15 protein-coding genes are annotated in these 17,588 nt (G+C 62.3%); 1 reads left to right on the plus strand and 14 read right to left on the minus strand.

Annotation, left to right across the window (positions count from 1 at the left end; translation table 11 throughout):
- Nucleotides 1–17 precede the first annotated feature (17 nt).
- From VG556_RS15860 to VG556_RS15925, 14 genes are all read right to left on the minus strand, one after another.
- The gene (locus VG556_RS15860) at nucleotides 18–500 is read right to left on the minus strand and encodes a hypothetical protein (RefSeq protein WP_141098653.1); all 483 of its coding nucleotides are present in this window, start codon (nucleotides 498–500) and stop codon (nucleotides 18–20) included.
- A gap of 46 nt (nucleotides 501–546) precedes the next feature.
- The gene (locus VG556_RS15865) at nucleotides 547–1,482 is read right to left on the minus strand and encodes a glycosyltransferase family 2 protein (protein ID WP_032957905.1); all 936 of its coding nucleotides are present in this window, start codon (nucleotides 1,480–1,482) and stop codon (nucleotides 547–549) included.
- The gene (locus tag VG556_RS15870) at nucleotides 1,479–1,850 is read right to left on the minus strand and encodes a GtrA family protein (RefSeq protein ID WP_049405977.1); all 372 of its coding nucleotides are present in this window, start codon (nucleotides 1,848–1,850) and stop codon (nucleotides 1,479–1,481) included. Before VG556_RS15870 ends, VG556_RS15865 begins: the two co-directional genes overlap by 4 nt.
- Nucleotides 1,847–3,154, minus strand: coding sequence for a DUF6056 family protein (locus tag VG556_RS15875; RefSeq protein WP_014645849.1), 1,308 nt, complete (start codon nucleotides 3,152–3,154; stop codon nucleotides 1,847–1,849). The genes VG556_RS15870 and VG556_RS15875 overlap by 4 nt, the downstream gene beginning before the upstream one ends.
- A 206-nt stretch (nucleotides 3,155–3,360) precedes the next feature.
- Nucleotides 3,361–4,281, minus strand: coding sequence for an NAD-dependent epimerase/dehydratase family protein (locus tag VG556_RS15880; RefSeq protein ID WP_014645848.1), 921 nt, complete (start codon nucleotides 4,279–4,281; stop codon nucleotides 3,361–3,363).
- 4 nt (nucleotides 4,282–4,285) lie between these two features.
- Nucleotides 4,286–7,654 (minus strand): glycoside hydrolase family 99-like domain-containing protein, encoded by a 3,369-nt coding sequence (locus tag VG556_RS15885; protein WP_100449317.1) that lies wholly within the window; start codon nucleotides 7,652–7,654, stop codon nucleotides 4,286–4,288.
- Between the two features lie 3 nt (nucleotides 7,655–7,657).
- Nucleotides 7,658–9,148, minus strand: coding sequence for a methyltransferase domain-containing protein (locus VG556_RS15890; protein WP_049406241.1), 1,491 nt, complete (start codon nucleotides 9,146–9,148; stop codon nucleotides 7,658–7,660).
- Between the two features lie 35 nt (nucleotides 9,149–9,183).
- A complete protein-coding gene (locus VG556_RS15895; RefSeq protein ID WP_014645845.1) occupies nucleotides 9,184–10,605 on the minus strand; it encodes an ABC transporter ATP-binding protein in 1,422 nt (473 codons plus the stop codon).
- Nucleotides 10,595–11,455, minus strand: coding sequence for an ABC transporter permease (locus VG556_RS15900; RefSeq protein ID WP_099475629.1), 861 nt, complete (start codon nucleotides 11,453–11,455; stop codon nucleotides 10,595–10,597). The genes VG556_RS15895 and VG556_RS15900 overlap by 11 nt, the downstream gene beginning before the upstream one ends.
- A complete protein-coding gene (locus VG556_RS15905; protein WP_032957893.1) occupies nucleotides 11,452–12,624 on the minus strand; it encodes a cystathionine gamma-synthase in 1,173 nt (390 codons plus the stop codon). The genes VG556_RS15900 and VG556_RS15905 overlap by 4 nt, the downstream gene beginning before the upstream one ends.
- 123 nt (nucleotides 12,625–12,747) lie before the next feature.
- Entirely contained in the window at nucleotides 12,748–14,118 is a 1,371-nt protein-coding gene (locus VG556_RS15910) for a pyridoxal-phosphate dependent enzyme (protein WP_014645842.1), read from the minus strand.
- A gap of 301 nt (nucleotides 14,119–14,419) precedes the next feature.
- Complete coding sequence (locus tag VG556_RS15915; protein WP_005407964.1) at nucleotides 14,420–14,656, minus strand: YdcH family protein; 237 nt, start codon at nucleotides 14,654–14,656, stop codon at nucleotides 14,420–14,422.
- A gap of 324 nt (nucleotides 14,657–14,980) precedes the next feature.
- On the minus strand, nucleotides 14,981–15,865 hold the full coding sequence (locus VG556_RS15920) for an OmpA family protein (RefSeq protein ID WP_080281838.1): 885 nt from the start codon (nucleotides 15,863–15,865) through the stop codon (nucleotides 14,981–14,983).
- Nucleotides 15,862–16,227, minus strand: coding sequence for a DUF4398 domain-containing protein (locus VG556_RS15925; protein WP_005415160.1), 366 nt, complete (start codon nucleotides 16,225–16,227; stop codon nucleotides 15,862–15,864). The genes VG556_RS15920 and VG556_RS15925 overlap by 4 nt, the downstream gene beginning before the upstream one ends.
- Before the next feature lie 121 nt (nucleotides 16,228–16,348).
- Between VG556_RS15925 and VG556_RS15930 the strand changes: the two genes are divergently transcribed.
- Complete coding sequence (locus VG556_RS15930) at nucleotides 16,349–17,476, plus strand: PilT/PilU family type 4a pilus ATPase (protein WP_014645840.1); 1,128 nt, start codon at nucleotides 16,349–16,351, stop codon at nucleotides 17,474–17,476.
- Nucleotides 17,477–17,588: the final 112 nt, after the last annotated feature.

The following is a 17,588-nucleotide window of genomic DNA, read 5'->3' on the forward strand; positions in this document are numbered from 1 at the left end:
GCGTGCAGGATCAGACTTCAATTGCCCCTCTGCAGACTGAATGGTTGGGCACATACGTAAGAGCCTCGCTTCAGCGTGAGGGCGTATGTGCCCGGCGACAGCTTTGATCCATCTAGGAGAGCTTCGAATCCTGCCGCGGACAACGCAGGCTCTCCGAGAGAACGCGCAACATCCTCACGGTGATGAACATCTGCTCCGGCGACGTTAATTTCCGTGGTTCCGGGACCCGCAGAAAACACCAGCGAAGTCTCGCCGACCAGCTCGCCACGATCATCGATCTGGCCCGCGACCCAACCACTCAATGCAATCTGACCGTTTGACGCCTGGACCGGTAACGAGGCGACGGGCTGCCCATTGACGGTCTCAAGATTGCAGCCCTGCGCGACATGCGGCTTTTGGATGACGGCGGAGGGGCTTGCCCGCTCGCCGTGGACCATCCCGGCCGGAACTGTCACCTCGGGCACCTGTTCTGAGCACCCGGCTATTCCGACCAGGCTCACCAACAGTCCCGCTACCCACATACGGTACGCGCCAGCCTCCATCCGTTCAGTCCTTCTTCTCATGCTGCACTGTGCTGCGGACGATGTAGCGGGGACGACGCTTCACCTCGGAATAGATACGCCCGATGTACTCACCGAGGACGCCAATTCCAATCAACTGGACGGCACCGAGAAAGAGAATGGCTGCAATCAAAGAGGAGTAACCCTGCACTGCGTTCCCATGCAGCAGCTTGTCGATCACAATCCAGACCCCGTAGGCAATCGAGAAAAATCCAATCGTGCTGCCGACGTACGTCCACACGCGCAACGGCGCGCTACTGAACGAGGTGATTCCCTCAAGCGCAAAATTCCACAGCTTCCAACCATTGAACTTCGAGACACCGGCAGAGCGCTCGGGTCGTGAGTAGTCGACAAAGTCGGTTGAAAAGCCAACCCAACTCAACAAGCCCTTCATGAACAGCCGGTTCTCGGGCAGTTGCTTGATCGCTTCAACGACAGGCCTGGACATCAGGCGGAAGTCACCAACGTTTGCCTCTACAGGACTTTCTGAAATCGCATTGATCAATTTGTAGAACCAGTTGGCACTGTTTCGCTTGAGGAAGCCATCGCTACCGCGATCAACGCGCCGTGCGAGTACAACATCGGCACCTGCCTTGAACTTTTCGACCATGGCGGGAAGCAACTCCAGTGGATCCTGGAGATCGACATCCATCGGGATGACGACATCGCCACGCGCTGCGTGTATGCCAGCCAGCAATGCTGGTTCTTTACCGAAATTACGCGAGAAATTGATCAGCGTGACTTTGGGATCCGCCGCCGCCAACGCAGTGATGACCGACTCGGTTCCATCGGAGCTGCCGTCATTTACAAAAACAAGCTCGAGATCATGCCCCTCAAGTCCAGGCAGCATCTGCACCGCCCGGTAAAAGATGGGGATGGCCTCTTGTTCATTGAAGACCGGTATGACAAGACTGATTTTCAAGGGACCTCCCGGAAAACAATGAACTTTGCAATAAGGTAACCAATCACCAAGCTTACGGCAGAAAACCCGACCATTGTAACGATCGGATGCAGTGAGAGCGCATCTGCGACGGCACCCAGAACGAAGCTGAGCGTCCCCATTGTCAGAACCATCACCACATACCGCTTGATGCTGGTCCGGGTCTTGAATGTCCACTGAGCATTCAGGAAGAAAGACAATGTGACCGCCACCAGGAACGCGCAGAGGTTGGAGATGGACTGTGGGTTACCCAGCCATACCAGAAGCACAAATATCATCCAGTGCACGGCAGTATTCAGGCCACCAGTGACCGCATATCGCAGGAATGGCATCCATCGGCGACTGCTCATTGCGGCAGCACCTTGCAACCGTAGTAGGCGCTTACGTAAGCAGGATTTGCGACGAACCAGGCTTCGCGACTGTTCAGATACTTATAAGAATATGCTTTAGTAGCATGCCCGACATCAATGCCTTGCTGGCAGCGCTCGGTCCTAGACATGATTCGTATGTAGGAATCTCGCTCTTCCAGGCTGCGCGCAAACTCAACATATGAGAGATTCGCCTGCAGCGGAAGGTAAAGACTGGCAACGGCTACAATCGCTGCACCCGAGCGGAACCAACTGATCGACACCAGTCGAATGACAGCGGCGACAACGAGCATGTACCAGATTGCCCACGGAACAATAAAGGCACGAGGCTCCGTGTAGGGCGCGGCAATGACACTGAGCACAGTGAGAGAGGACACCGTCCACGCCAGCACCACCTGCTGCCGCCATCCGTGCACGCGCCACAGGTAAACGCTAGCCGCCGTCCCTGCCAACACGAGCAGCCAGCCTGTACTCACCAACGTGCCAAAAACACTATGGGACCGCTCAAGCACGTGACCAACACCGAGGTTGGCTGGATACATGGCTGCGTATGCGGCACGACGGATTGCTGTGGAGGGCGCCAGCATCAACACTCCCCACGCAGCGGCGAGTGCGATGATGGGAACAATTGCGCGTATTCGCCAGCGAGCCCTTCCGCTCAGCAGAAGTACCAGCCCCATTCCCGCACCCAGCGCAGGCGGTACGTTCTCGAACGAAAGGCCAACAAGGCACGCCAGTACGACCGCAACAAGACAGCGGAGGTTCGATTCACCAAGCTTCTGCGTCGCCTCGGCGGTAAAGTAAAAGGACATCAACAGAAGGGTGAGAATCATCGGCTGGAAGTAGGCCGCTTGGGCCGTCGTCCAGAAAAAAACTTCGTAACCCGGCCAGAACAACCAGAGCATCGCCAGCGCGTAGATTGAGCCATGCAGGAACGAATCGCGATCCGTTTGCCTGCGCCCATACACGGCAACCACGGCACAGAAGAACAGCAGCGAGGCTGTCGTCGCCAGGACGAAGTAGATCCGAGGTACGCTCAGCCAGAGGATTGCGAGCTGCTCTCCAAGACGTGCGTTCCACTGCGTAATCTGTGCCGACGAACGTTCAATGATCCAGCCGAAACGATCCATCGGCGCAACGCCGGCCATATCCCGCGTCAATGCGAAATCCTCGCCGTTGAGAGGTGAAATCATGGCAGTCGCCACGTACACGAATAGTCCGAGGGCGGCGCAGATAGCCACTATCAGCGGGAAGTGACTTGTTTGGGAGGACGCTGTTCTGCTCATTCCTTTGTGCCGATACTCGAAAAATTCCGCAGACTCGCTCGTCGAGACTGCAGTTGGGAAGGGAATCGCACTTGAAGACGAGCGATACGAGGACTGGAGGCCAGATTCAGTTCACACTGAGTTGTGTTCGATGAAGCCACACGACTGCTTGCTGGGCACATTCACCTGCGTCTCCGTGCGACGCCGTCGCGGAGATTCAAGCGAATCTAGCTGCCCGTCGCGTCCTGCATGCTTCGCCAGGCGAGGATCAACCCCTCCGCCAGCGCGATCTTTGGTGTCCAGCCCAGCAACTGCTTGGCGCGCTGGACGTCGAGAACAATGGATCGCACATCAAACGTGCGACCAGGCTTGTACTGCACAGGCAATGCCCTGCCCGAAGCTACCCGAATTGCCGCGCAGAGCTCATTCAGACTGATGCCATTACCAGACGCCGCGTTGAATACTCCTGTCCTTCCGGACTCCGTTGCCAACAGCGCAAGATCGATGAGGTCGTCGATGAACACGTAGTCTCGGACGGTTTCCCCGTCACCCCATATCTCGACAGGCAATCCTGCCAGCGCGCGTCCCAGGAATACAGCCACTGCGCCCTGGATCCCTCGCGTGGACTGCCCTGGCCCGTAGGGATTTGAGGGACGGATGATCACCGGATCCAGCCAACCCTGACGTTGGAACATCGTCAGATAGTGCTCGATGGCGACCTTTACGATGCCGTAGGAGGAAATCGGTCGCAGCGCGTGCGTTTCGGGAACGGGAAGGGTGTCGGGGTTGCCATACACCGTTCCTCCAGAGGAAAAGTAGCAGAGCCTACGCACGCCCCGTACGCGCATTGCCTCCAGCAAACGGTGGGTACCGATTAGATTGCCTTCGATATCAGCGATCGGATCAGCATCAGCAGTGCTCGGCACAGTGCAGCTGGCGAGGTGGTACACGGAATCGACATCCTGCAGCGCCTGCTCCAGTACATCAGCGTCGTGGAAATCGCCCTGAAAGTAGCGCACACCAGCCCAGTCCATGTCCGTGCGGGCAGGGAAGCGATCCAGCACCGCCGTCTCTTCACCACGCGTACGCAGCGCGGCGACGAGTCGTGAACCGATGAAACCATTGCCACCGATGACCAACGCGCTCATGCAATCACTCCGTCCCAGCTGAATGGTTCCGCAACCCGAAGTGGGTGCGCAGCTTGTCTTCGTATGCCGCGGCCGCGCTCCGCGTGGCTGCGCTCAACGGGAAAAGCCGCTGGGCGTGGGCATGCAGGCTGCGGATTTCATCCAGGTGACCCTGCGCTTTGGAGCCGATGGTCACGCTGTTGCCATGGCGGCGGTGCTGGTTGAGCGATTCCGCATTGAAGCTGAGGCCGCCATCGCGCAGCAATAGCAGGTAGACCAGCCAGTCGCCCGCGATCCGATACTGAGTGATCTCTTCGATGTGCTCCTGCATCACGCGCAGCAGCGCCTCGCGACGGAACAGCACGGCGCTGACGTTGGGCAGGGTGTTCTTAACAGCCAGACCGGCTTCAACTTCTTCGGAACCCATCGCCGAATAGCTGCTGCGCCAGCGATCACGCGAGAGATCATTGGTGTATTCCAGATAGTCGCCAGCCATCACCTCGCCGAACTCGTCGATCTGTTCCGACTGCGAGAACGCCATCACCGAGCGGGGGTTGGACTCGAGCAGGTCCACCAGCGAGCGCAGGAATGCTGGCTTGGAAAGATCGTCGGCCTCGGCGATCCAGACGTACTCGCCGCGCGCCAGGCTCACGCCCTTCATCCACTGGCGGAAGACCGACCCGCTGTTGTCCGACGACGCCTCAAGGCGCGGCTCCGGATCAAATGTTGGCCAGAGGCGTTCGAGTTCTGCCAGGCTCCCATCCGATGAGGCGTCATCCAGGATGATGACCTCATACAGGGGGAAGTCCTGCCCGTACACCGACGCCAGACGCTCTTCCAGGTAGTGGGCGTAGTTGTAGTTCGGCACTACCACCGAGACACGCGGAATGCGATGCCCGGCCAGATCCAGCAAGTCCAGCAGGTAGCTGCGGAAGGAGAAGTCGGCATTGACAAGGCGTCGTCCGGCTTCGCCTGCCGTTGCTCGCACCGAATCCTCATCGAGCAGACGCGCCAAGGCGCCGCCATAGGCGACGGCGTCCAGTGCCGGCACGACCACGCCCGCCTGGTGCTGGGCCACGAGGTCCGCACCGCCCCCCGTGCCTGCGAATGCGACGACCGGCAGCTCGACAGACAAGGCCTCCAGCACGACGGATGGGAAAGGATCTTCCCGCGACGCGAGCGCGTAGATGTCAGCGCCTGCGTAGTAGTCATCGGTGTCAAAGTCGAGACCGGCGAAGTGAAACCGCTCCAGCATGCCATGGCTGCGGAGCACCTTTTCCGCGGCCTCACACGCAGCCTCTTCACGGTGACCGACCCAAACGACGTGGACATCAGGTCGCTGGGCGAATGCGCTGGTGAACGCCTCGGCCAGCAGGTCGACACCCTTACGCGCATCGGCGTAGCCCACCGACAACACGATCCTGTCCGTGGATTTGAGACCCAAGCGCTGCCGCAGCGCTGCGCGCGCAGCGTCTCGATTGCGCTTCCCGCGATGGCGGTTGGCTGCAAACAGCCCCTGCGGCAGCTTGGTTACCTTGGCCTGCCCTGCCGGGTCGAGGAAGGGCTGCAAACCTTCGCGTACTGCGTCCGAGGCGACGACGATGCGCTTGGCCACACGGGAAATGTCCGCCAGTGCAGGCTGCAGGCCGTAGCTCTGGATGACACCCGGCAGCTCGTGGATCATCGACACCACGGTAAGACCTGCATCACCCAACGCCTGCACGATGCGGCCGCTGACCGCCGTATTGGCAAGCACCGAGCGCACGCCCAGCTGGCGTAGTTCATTGGCCAGCACCGCTGGATCCCGGTCGCCCAGCAGGTGGACCGTGGAGCACTCGGCGAACTGGCTGTGCAGGCGGCCGTCTTCGAGCAGCACGACATGCACGTCCAGTCCCAGGCCGGCCGTCATCTTGCGTGCCATGTTGAGCGCGAGGTACTGCGCGCCATGCGGGTGCGCATCATGGGAAATCAGTGCGACACGCGGCTTCGCCGTGCTGGCGGTGACATTGCGCGTCGCCTGCAGGAAGGCATAACCGTAGTAACGGTCCGGTTCCAGATGGGCGCCTTCGGCCCACTCGTTCCAGGCGTTGATGAAGACCACGCTCTCGCCACGCACAGGTTTGGCCAGTGCGAACTCGCCCGCCGATTCCAGCCAGCGCTGGTACTCGCTCGGCGAGGAATGGGCGAACGTGTAGCCGCGCCCCGGCTTTCGCGCTTCATTGTCCCAGCGTGGCGTAACCCCCTTGAACAGCGGATAGTCTTCTTCCGGCCAGTTCCTGGAACGTTCGGCCATCTCGCGGTAGTCGACCACGTAGCCTTCATAACGCGGGTTGGCGATGTGCAGCGTGTGGTTGATGCTGGACAGGCCACGCGCCACCTTGTGCGGCGGGAACTCGAGGGCTGCATCGAAGCCGTACGTGCGCGGATCATCGACGTCGAACTGGACCATGGCGATGAACAGCTCGCCAAGGCCCTGCTCACGCGCATAGCCGCGCCAGACATCCAGCGACTTGCGGGCATCGGGAAGCAGCGATGGCCGGTAGATGATGAGCAACGGCCGACCATCGATGCGGATATACCGCGGATCAGACAGGTACGGCATCGCATCACGAATGAACGCGATGTCGTTGTCAGCCGTGTAGTTCTGACCAATCAGCACATCGTTTTCATGCCCATCCCAGCGCCGGGTCCAATTCTCGTTGGCCCAGCAGATGCAGAACGGCAGGTCAATCTCCGGATGCGCGAGCAGCTGGTCCACCGGCCGCTCCATCAGTCGATGACCGGAGAACCAGTAATGGTGGAAGCAGAAGCCGTGAACGCCGTACAGCTTGGCAAGCTCGGCCTGGCGCTTGAGCACATCGATCAAGCGCAGGTCATAGAAACCCAGTTCACCGGGCAGGTGCGGCTGGCGATGCCCCTGGAACTGTGGCACGGCCTTGCTCACATTGGTCCACTCGGTGAAGCCCCTGCCCCACCATGCGTCGTTTTCGGCGAAGGGGTGAAACTGCGGCAGGTAGAACGCGATCGTCTTGAAGCGGAGGCTGGTCGGTGGCTGTAGCGCAGGCGCCAGCTCCACGTACTCAGACCCGCGCACGCCTGCAGCGACGTCGAAGGCGTCTGCGTAGATACGCGCCACGGAGGACACCTTCACGCCTTCGGCAACGATCGGAGCGGCAGCGGCTGGCGGCTGCTGCGCGCCCGCCGTGACAACAGCAAATTCCTGCCCTGCGCCGAAGGTTTTCCATCGGCGGTAGGCATTTGTATTGGCAAAGGCGAAGCTGAAGTTCCGGAACAGGAAATCCTTCAGTGCAAGCCGCGCATTCCAGCCCGGCACCGCCATGTACATGCGGCGTGCAACTGCCCCCAGTTTTCCCATTTTCTGACCCTGATGCATCGCTTACAGGTGCCTCCTGGCACTTCCTGACAGTTTCCTGAGCCATGCAGTGTAACGCCAACTCCGTGACGCCTTAAGCAGTTCCACATCCCGTTCGCGGTGCTCGCTGATGACGCGCTGCTCGGTTACGGCCAACTGCAGCTGCTGCACGGACTGCCTTGCCTCATCCCGTTCGGCCATGGTCCGGTCGATTTCCGCACGCAGAGCGGACATTTCTTCGCGCAGGCTGCCGTTGGCATTGATATGCCCCAACACCATCTCCTGGGACTCGGAAAGCATGCGCTCGAGGGAGCGGACCCTTTCCTCGGTGGCAACGGCCTGAATCAACTGCTGGCGGAGTTCGGCCAGCTGAGCCTTGAATTGACCGTTGTCGATCGACTGGCTGCTGGCTGCTTCAGCAACCAGCGCTCGATTCTGATCCAGCGCATTCTGCAGGCTTTCCAGCCTGCGTTCCTGGGCCAGCCGATCATGACCGCCTTCGCGGCGAACATCATCGACCAGCGAACCCAGCACGGAGATCGAGGACAGCACCTCGTTGCGGCTGTCACGAAGCCGCTCGATCTCGGCCAGATGCGCTTCGCGCGTCCGCCGCAGTTCCTCCGCCGCCTCCAGGGAAGCGGCTTCCCGATGGGAAAGATGGGACTGGGCCTGGGCCTCGAGTTCCTCGACCTTGGCGCGAAGCTGCAGGACTTCGATATCCGCGTTCTGGACGCGCTCAGGCAAGTGCACCCCGTAGAAGGCGCCGGCATCCATTCCATGAACCTTCAGTTCGAAGAACGAGGACGACTGCACAGGCAGCACCCCATCCGTCGCAACCACCAGGTCGTAGAGCGGGCGGCTGAGGCCTTCGGCCCATTCACTGGTTTCAGGGCCGGTGCCCAGGATTGAATCGAAGGCCGCCGGACCGTCAGCGACCAACAGGGAACCGTAGACGACGCGCTGCGAATACACCTGCTGCTGCGGGAAGTAGCGCTGGATGAGTTCGATCAACTCGTGACGGAACAACTCCTTCACGTGATAGGGGTTTTCGTAGCCCGGGTCGATCGAATAGTGCTGCTTGTTCGGACTGGACATGATCAGCATCCCACCCGGACGTAGAACGCGCCGGATCTCCGACAGCATTTCCTCATGCTGGTCGTGGTGCTCGATGGTCTCGAAACTCACCACCACGTCAACGGAGTCGTCCTCCAATGGCAGCAAGGCAGCAGACGCCTCGACGAAGCGCAAGCGATCGGACCCGTAGCGGCCAGCCGCATGGGCGACGGCCTCGGCCGAGATATCTATGCCGGTCACCGAGTCCGCAACGCCAGACAGGATCTGGCTGCCATAACCTTCGCCACAGGCCACGTCCACCACCTGCTTGCCGGCACAGAACCTGGCGGCGAAGTGATAGCGATGGAGATGTTCGAAGGCGATCTGACCGGCCACTTCGGGCATGAACCGTTCGCCGGTGAATGCGAGATCTTCTACGTGCTCGTCAAGCTGGGTTGCCATGGGTCACCTCAATACATGATTGCTGCTGAAGCCGGTCACCCGGATACCAGATCTTGTTGCTCGACTACAAGGCGCACGCGCTGCATGGGTGCGCCGAACAATCCAAGGCAGATGCCACGTGCATGAACATGGAAGGCAAGCGCGTCATGCAGCCAATGGTGCTGGACATGGTGATGCTGATTGCCGTCTGCGATGGCTGCACTCATGGTGTAGTCACCCTCGCGCAGGACAGGCATCCGGAAATCAAAGGAAGCCACCAGTACCTGCCCCGCTTGAGCGCCGGGAGGGGGATCGATGGAGGCGACATACGTGTTGTCCGCGAACAGGGTCTGCCCCAGGCGGTCGTACACCTCAAAACCGATGATGGGCGAGCTCAACACCTGGTTCACACGGCAGCGGATCTGCAGCCGGACCGGCTCTCCACCCACCACCCAGGACAGCGGGTTGCCATCCACGTCAACAAAGGCAGCGAACTCGACCTGCGCCCCGCCTTGTCCGAACCCCTTGTTTGCATTGAACTCAAAGACCCGGATTTCCTGCCGATGCTCACTGGCGTTGATCAGATCCTGGCGGAAATCACGGGGCGCCATGCCTGCGTGGTCCGGTTCGATGGCGGTCGCACCAGCAGCTGCCGGTTGCGCGTCACTTTCGGGAGCGTCAACGGCCACCGCAGCAGGACCAGCAGCGGCCATCTCCACCGCGTAGAGATCTTCCAGATACTTGGCGGTGACTTCCTTGGGGGCGCCATCTGCAACGATCTTCCCGTGCGACAACCAGACCACTCGGTCGCAGAGATTGATGACGGCGGCGGTGTCATGGGATACAAAGACCACCGTGCCGTTCTGCATGAAGGAACGGAGGAATCGCATGCACTTCTGCACGAAGAACGCGTCGCCGACACTCAGTGCCTCGTCGATGACCAGAATGTCAGCTTCCACGTGCGCGATCACGGCGAAGGCCAGCCGCACGAACATGCCGCTGGAGTATGTCTTCACCGGCTGGTCGATGAACTCGCCGATATCGGCGAATTCGACAATGGAGTCGTACTTGCTGCGCAGCTGCTCGTCCGAAAGTCCCAGCAGGGCACCGTTGAAGAACACGTTCTCGCGGCCGGTGAAATCAGGATTGAAGCCCGCCCCAAGCTCCAGCAGTGCCGCAACCCTTCCGTCGACCAGGATCTGGCCTTCCGATGGCGCCAGCGTACCGCTCAGCAGCTGCAGCAGCGTGGACTTGCCCGACCCGTTGCGTCCGATGATGCCGACCGTTTCACCCTTGCGAATCTCGAATGAAACATCCTTCAGCGCACTGAACTGGCGGCCATAGGATTTGCCTCGGCTTCCCACGACACGCGCAGCGCGCGAAAAAAGGGCGTCCTTCAACCGGTCCTGGGGCGAGCCGTAGACCTGATAGTGCTTGGAAACGCCGTCGATCTTGAGAACGACCGGATCAGATGACATCGGCAAATCCATCTCTAGATTTCTGGAAGAAAGCGTAACCAGCCATGGCCATGAGCAGGCCCACCAGCAGGCCGATCCCGAAGTACGCAGGAGACGGGATGTCACCGAACATCAATACCTTGCGTGCCGCCTCCAGGACACCCGTCAGGGGATTGGCCTGGATCAGGGGACGATAGCGTTCAGGAATCGAATCAAGCGCGTAGAACACGGGAGAAAGGAACAGCAGCAGCGTCGCAAGCGTGCCGGTAATCTGTGCCACGTCTCGGAAGTAGACGCCGATCGCGGCAAGGAACCAGGAAACGCCAAGGCAACCGAGCAACAGCGGCAGCATCACCACGGGGAACAGGATCACGGTCCAGGGCAGCGCAACGCCCATGCACAACTGGGCAATGGTCAGCACGATCCAACTGACGAACGCATGGAAAACCGCCGAACCGAGCGTCACCCACGCGTAGACTTCCAGCGGAAACACAACCTTCTTCACGTAGTTGGCATTGCTCGTGATCAATGCCGGGGAGCGATTGATGCATTCGGCTACCACGCCGTGCACGATCAGTCCGGAAAAGAGGATCAAGGCAAAGCCACCGCTGGTATCAAAGTCCTTCCACTTTGCCTTGAACACGATGGAGAACACGAACGTGTACAGGACCAGCATGATCAATGGCGTGATGAACGACCAGGCCAGGCCGGCGAAGGAACCGCGATAGCGGCCCACGATCTCACGCTGGATCAGACGGAAGATGAGTTGACGGTGCTCCAAGGGCGAACGCAGGAAGCCCGCCAATGGCCGCCGCCGGGCAGTTGCATAGGGCGTCAGCCCGGAAGATCTCTTTTCCAAGCGACTGCTCACGCCAGCGCCCTCTCCAGATCCACCTGCAGATCCCCCAGCTCCTCCACGCCCACGCTCAGCCGCACGAGCGCATCGCTGATGCCCAGCTGTTCGCGGCGCGCGACCGGAATCGAGGCATGGGTCATCACCGCCGGATGGTTGACCAGGCTTTCAACACCGCCCAGCGACTCGGCCAGGGTGAACAGTTCGGTCTTCTCGCAGAAGCGCTTGGCCGCCTCGAACCCGCCCTTGAGCACGATCGAGACGATGCCGCCGTAGCCGGCCATCTGCTTGCCGGCCAGTTCATGCTGCGGGTGCGAGGCCAGGCCCGGGTAGATCACCTTCTCCACCGCCGGGTGCTTTTCCAGCCATTGGGCCAGCGCCAGCGCGTTGGCGCAGTGTGCCTTCATGCGCAGCGGCAGGGTCTTCAGGCCGCGCAGGGCCAGGAAGCTGTCGAAGGGGCCCTGCACGCCCCCCACCGAGTTCTGCAGGAAGGCCATCTGCTCGGCCAGTTCGGCGTTGTCGCCGACCACGACCATGCCACCGACCATGTCCGAGTGGCCATTGAGATACTTGGTGGCCGAATGCAGGACCAGGTCCGCACCCAGTTCCAGCGGACGCTGCAGCATCGGCGAGGCGAAGGTGTTGTCGACCACTACGATCAGGCCATGGCGCTTGGCGATGGCGGCGACCGCGGCGATGTCGACGATCTTCAGCATCGGGTTGGTCGGGGTCTCGATCCAGACCATCTTCGTCTTCGACGTGATGGAGGCTTCGAATGCCGCCAGATCGGTCAGGTCGACGAAGCTGAAGTCCAGCCCGGCGGTGCGGCGACGCACGCGCTCGAACAGGCGGAAGCTGCCGCCGTAGATGTCGTCCATCGCCACCACGTGGCTGCCAGCGTCGAGCAGCTCGATCACGGTCGAGCTGGCCGCCATGCCCGAAGCGAAGGCAAAGCCGCGGGTACCGCCTTCCAGCGAGGCCACGCAGCGCTCATAGGCGAACCGGGTCGGGTTGTGGGTACGCGAGTACTCGAAGCCCTGATGCTCGCCCGGGCTGGACTGGGCATAGGTCGAAGTGGCGTAGATCGGCGGCATCACCGCGCCGGTGCTGGGGTCGGGCGACTGGCCGCCGTGGATGGCCAGCGTGGCCAGGGCCAGCGCGCGGTCCGGGGAAGAAGCGTTGGACATGTTGTTTCCTGATTGGCGCCGATGACCGGCGCCGTCGAAGGAGCGGGAGTCTATCAGCGCGGCCTTAACGAGCTTTGACGCGGATAAACCGGGATTCAGCAGCGATCTGCGGCGATAAACGCCTTACTGAACGCGCCGACGCAGGTAATTCAGCAGGTCGATGCGGGTGATCAGGCCGAGGAAGGCGTCGCCGTCCATCACGATCGCCACCTGGCCGCGGTCGAACACCGGCAGCAGGGCCTCGATCGGCGACTTCACGTCCAGCCGGTCCAGCTTGCTGACCATCGCGGTGGCCACGGTGTCGCGGAAGCGCGCCTCGTCGCCATAGACATGCAGCAGCACGTCGCTTTCGTCGACGATGCCGACCAGCTTCTCGCCGTCCATCACCGGCAGCTGCGAGACGTCGTACAGCTTCATGCGCTGGTAGGCGGTGGTCAGCAGGTCGTTCGGGCCGATCACCACGGTGTCGCGCTGGCCGTACGGGCGCAGGATCAGGTCGCGCAGGTCGCCGTGCTGCGGGCGCTGCAGGAAGCCGTTGTCCAGCATCCAGTAGTCGTTGTACATCTTCGACAGGTACTTGTTGCCGGTATCGCAGACCAGCACCAGCACCCTCTTCGGCGTGGTCTGCTCCTTGCAGTACTTCAGCGCCGCCGCCAGCAGGGTGCCGGTGGACGAACCGCCCAGGATGCCTTCCTTGCCCAGCAGCTCGCGCGCGGTGTGGAAGCTCTCGGCATCGCTGATCGCATAAGCCTTCTTGACGCGGCTGAAGTCGGAGATCGAGGGCAGGAAGTCCTCGCCGATGCCTTCCACCAGCCAGCTGCCCGACTTGTCGTTGAGCACGCCGTCGTTGATGTATTCGGCCAGGATCGAGCCGACCGGATCGGCCAGCACCAGCTCGGTCTTCGGCGACAGCTTGGCGAACGCGCGCGACAGGCCGGTCATGGTGCCGGAGCTGCCGCAGCCGAACACGATGGCGTCGAGGTCACCGCCCATCTGCTCGAGGATTTCCGGGCCGGTGCCGAACTCATGCGCGGCCGGGTTGTCCGGGTTGCCGAACTGGTTGATGAAGTAGGCGCCCGGGGTCTGCTCGGCGATGGTCTTGGCCAGGTCCTGGTAGTACTCCGGATGGCCCTTGGCGACGTCTGAACGGGTCAGGCGCACTTCAGCGCCCATCGCCTTCAGGTTGAAGATTTTCTCGCGGCTCATCTTGTCGGGAACGACGAGGATCAGCTTGTAGCCCTTCTGCTGTGCCACCAGCGCCAGGCCCAGGCCGGTGTTGCCGGCGGTACCTTCAACCAGGGTCGCCCCCGGCTTCAGGTCACCACGCTGCTCCGCCGCCTCGATCATCGACAGGCCGATGCGATCCTTGATCGATCCGCCCGGGTTGGCGCTCTCCAGCTTCAGGTAGAGCTCGCAGACGCCGGTGTCCAGGCGCTGGGCCTTGACGATCGGGGTCTGGCCGATGAGTTCGAGGACGGAAGAATGGATGGGCATTCGGAGGACTTTCGGTTCGCGCCACGCAGGGCCGGACCGATGATTATCCGACGGATGGCGCTGAATGTCAGGTCGGTGCAGGCATGCCGCCCGCCTGCCCCATGAAGGGATGCGGGCGGCCCCGGATCGACGAGGAGACCGGTACCGCCCGCATCGGTGAGTTGTGCCTGCTGGCCAAGGCACCACCGCCTGTGATGCCTTGGCGCGGCCGCCTCATCGGCGGTGCCGCGATGCCGGGGCGGGGTCGCCCGGCGGGGCCATCGATGGCCGGGTCACGCCGTTCCGGGCGCGACGGGGTGCGTCAAAGCGTGGGGGACGTCGTTGGGAGCGGTGTTTCGTACATTCGCAGAAGGCGTTGCTTGGCCAGCAGCTTCTCACGCTTCATGCGACCCAGGGTGACATCATCGATCGGGAGTACACCCAACTCCGCGTCCATGCACTTCTTGTTCAATTTGCGGTGCTGGTCATGGAGTGCCCTGAACTCCGGATCACGCGCGCGACGGGCGTCGATCTCGCTCTGGGGCTGATCTTCAAACATGATGGACCTCCTTCGACAGATACACGAACGCCCCGGCCACAAGGCACGGGGCGTTGTTCATGGAGGAGCGCCGGCCGATGGCCACCTGGACGCCTGCAACGACCTGCGGCACTGGCCTGCGCACGTCGATCTGCTGCGGTTCGCGCCCTGCTTGCATCGGCCCGGCCCTCCCATCGTCCGGTCCGCGGCATTGCGTCCCGGACGATTGACCCTACGCCTGCTCAGGGCGGGGTACAAGACCCCTGCGTCAAAAAGACCGAACCCCGCCGGGGCGGGGTTCAGGCTGAATGCTCATTGCAACGAAAAACAAACAATATCAATGCATTACGGGGCGATGATGACCTCGGCCGAACGGGCCCGGGTGGAGGCTGCCTTCTTGCCGCTGACCTGGATCCGGTTGCTGGCGACACCAGCCGCGACCAGGGCGTCGCGCAGCGCTTCGGCCCGCTTCTGACCCACGCCGTTGGCATTGTCGTAGGCCTCGATGCGCAGGCGGCCCTTCTTGCCGATGTTCAGGTACTCGGCCAGCGCCTTGGCCTGGTTGCGGGCCCCACCGGACAGGCTGGAGGCACCTGCAGCGAACGCGTCGCCATTGAAGGTGAAGACTTCGCCTCGCCCGTCGAACTTCGAACCCGGCAGTTTCTGCCCGGAGACCAGCTCGGCCTCCTCACGGGCCAGCTTGGCGGCGTTCTGCTGGGCAGCGCTGAGCCGCTGCTGCTGCTTGCCGGCCACGCTGGTCAGGGCGTTTTCGGCGTCCTGGCGGGCCAGGGTTTCGGCCTCGGCGGCCTGGCGCAGGCGTTCGGCCTCCTCGGCCTGCATCTGCGCCTGCATGCGCAGCTGCTCGGCTTCCTGGCGGGCGCGGGCAGCGTCGCGGCGGCTGGCCTCGATCAGCAGGTCGCTGCGGGTGCGCTCCAGGCGGTCGACCTCGCGCGCGGCCATCGCCGTGCGCACGGCCGTCTCGGCAATCTCCACCCGGCGCTCGGCCAGGTAGGTGGCCAGCTCCTGGTCACGGCGCTTGGCCTTGTCCAGGGTCGCGATGGCCTGCTGGGCCTGCATGCGCTCGAAGGCGCCCAGCTCAGCGGTGTCCGGGTTGGCCTGGATGGCCATCAGGCGCTGGCTCAGCTGCGCCACCATCGGGTTGTCGGCGGCCACGGCCAGGGTCGGCAGCGCCAGCAGCGCGGCCAGGGTTGCGGCGGTCATCGGCTTCACCGGCGGTCCTCCCCGGTCGACAGCTGGCGTTGCAGCTGGTTGACCTCGTTGCGGCGCAGCTGCAGCTGCGCGGTGACGGTGGCTTCCTCGCTGCGGACGCGTGCCAGGTCGGCATCGGCGGCGGCGCGCAGGGCCATCGCCGGGGCGTTCTTCCGTTCGCGGCGGTCGCCGGCGGCGCGCTGGGCCTGCTCCAGCCCCTGCCGGGCCAGACCGATCAGGTCCGGGGCGTACTGGTCGGCGTCGGCCTGGGTGGCCTTGTCGACCGCCTGCCGGGCCTGCGCCAGTTCCAGGGCGGCGTCCTGCGCCCAGGCGGGGGCAGACAGTGCGAATGCAAACGCCATCACATACAGGCCATGGCGCATTCGTGCGAAGCTAAGTCGTTTCATTGGGGAGGCCGTACCGGTTGTCGGTTCACGGCCATTGTCGTCAAGCCGACACCGTGCTGGCAACGGGCGTCGGCCGTTTCGTTGGGGAAAATTCGCAATGGATATCGGCTACTTCCTGAAGCTGATGACCGAAAAGAACGCTTCGGACATGTTTCTGACCACCGGGGCACCGGTCTACATCAAGATCGAGGGGAAGCTCTATCCGCTGGGCAACACCGGCCTGCCGCCGGGCATGGTCAAGAAAATCGCCTACTCGCTGATGGACGAAGGCCAGGTGCCGCAGTTCGAGCGCGAGCTGGAGCTCAACATGGCCATCGCCCTGCCCGATGCCGGGCGCTTCCGCGTCAACGTGTTCAAGCAGCGGGGCGAGGTCGGGATGGTCATCCGCGCCATCCGCAGCCGCATCCCTAGCATCGAGGAGCTGAACCTGCCGCAGGTGCTGAAGGACGTCATCATGACCCCGCGCGGGCTGGTGCTGGTGGTGGGGTCCACCGGTTCCGGCAAGTCCACCTCGCTGGCGTCGATGATCGACCACCGCAACAGCACCACCACCGGTCACATCCTCACCATCGAGGATCCGATCGAGTACCTGCACAAGCACAAGATGTCGATCGTCAACCAGCGCGAGGTCGGCCTGGACACCCACGCCTTCCACAACGCGCTGAAGAACGCGATGCGTGAAGCGCCGGACGTGATCCTGATCGGCGAAATCCTGGATGCGGAAACGATGGAGGCGGCGATCGCCTTCGCCGAGACCGGGCACCTGTGCCTGGCCACCCTGCACTCCAACAACGCCGACCAGACCATCGAGCGCATCCTCAACTTCTTCCCGGAAAGCGCGCACAAGAACGTGCTGATGAACCTGGCGCTGAACCTGCGTGCGGTGATCAGCCAGCGCCTGGTGAAGAACAAGGAGGGCCGTCGCCTGCCGGCCACCGAGGTGCTGATCAACACGCCGATGATCCGCGACCTGCTGCGTCGCGGCCAGGTGCACGAGATCAAGGCGGCGATGGAAGGCTCGCTGGAAGAAGGCATGGAGAGCTTCGACCAGTGCCTGTTCCGGCTGGCCAAGGCGGGCATCATCGAGCAGGAGGAAGCGCTGCGCGCGGCCGACTCGCGCGATGGCCTGGCCCTGAAGTTCCGTTTGTCCGAAGGCAGCAGCGGCGAGCACGACCCGTACGCCGATTTCTCGGCCGGCGCACCCAGCATCACCCACGGCTTCTGACCCCACGAAAAAGGGGACGGAGGGGATTAAGTCGTTTGTGCATTTGCGACTTAATCCCCTCCGTCCCCTTTTTTCTGAAGCGTTCATGGGCGGTCTCATCCAATGAGACCCC

The organism is Stenotrophomonas sp. CASM106 (genome assembly GCF_049384825.1).
GTDB classification, from domain to species: Bacteria; Pseudomonadota; Gammaproteobacteria; order Xanthomonadales; family Xanthomonadaceae; genus Stenotrophomonas; species Stenotrophomonas muris.

Coding starts and splice junctions, on each gene's coding strand:
- VG556_RS15870 (WP_049405977.1), bottom strand. CDS start 1,850: ATGAGCAGTCGCCGATGGATGCCATTCCTGCGATATGCGGTCACTGGT.
- VG556_RS15875 (WP_014645849.1), bottom strand. CDS start 3,154: ATGAGCAGAACAGCGTCCTCCCAAACAAGTCACTTCCCGCTGATAGTG.
- VG556_RS15880 (WP_014645848.1), bottom strand. CDS start 4,281: ATGAGCGCGTTGGTCATCGGTGGCAATGGTTTCATCGGTTCACGACTC.
- VG556_RS15885 (WP_100449317.1), bottom strand. CDS start 7,654: ATGCATCAGGGTCAGAAAATGGGAAAACTGGGGGCAGTTGCACGCCGC.
- VG556_RS15890 (WP_049406241.1), bottom strand. CDS start 9,148: ATGGCAACCCAGCTTGACGAGCACGTAGAAGATCTCGCATTCACCGGC.
- VG556_RS15895 (WP_014645845.1), bottom strand. CDS start 10,605: ATGTCATCTGATCCGGTCGTTCTCAAGATCGACGGCGTTTCCAAGCAC.
- VG556_RS15905 (WP_032957893.1), bottom strand. CDS start 12,624: ATGTCCAACGCTTCTTCCCCGGACCGCGCGCTGGCCCTGGCCACGCTG.
- VG556_RS15910 (WP_014645842.1), bottom strand. CDS start 14,118: ATGCCCATCCATTCTTCCGTCCTCGAACTCATCGGCCAGACCCCGATC.
- VG556_RS15915 (WP_005407964.1), bottom strand. CDS start 14,656: ATGTTTGAAGATCAGCCCCAGAGCGAGATCGACGCCCGTCGCGCGCGT.
- VG556_RS15925 (WP_005415160.1), bottom strand. CDS start 16,227: ATGCGCCATGGCCTGTATGTGATGGCGTTTGCATTCGCACTGTCTGCC.
- VG556_RS15930 (WP_014645840.1), top strand. CDS start 16,349: ATGGATATCGGCTACTTCCTGAAGCTGATGACCGAAAAGAACGCTTCG.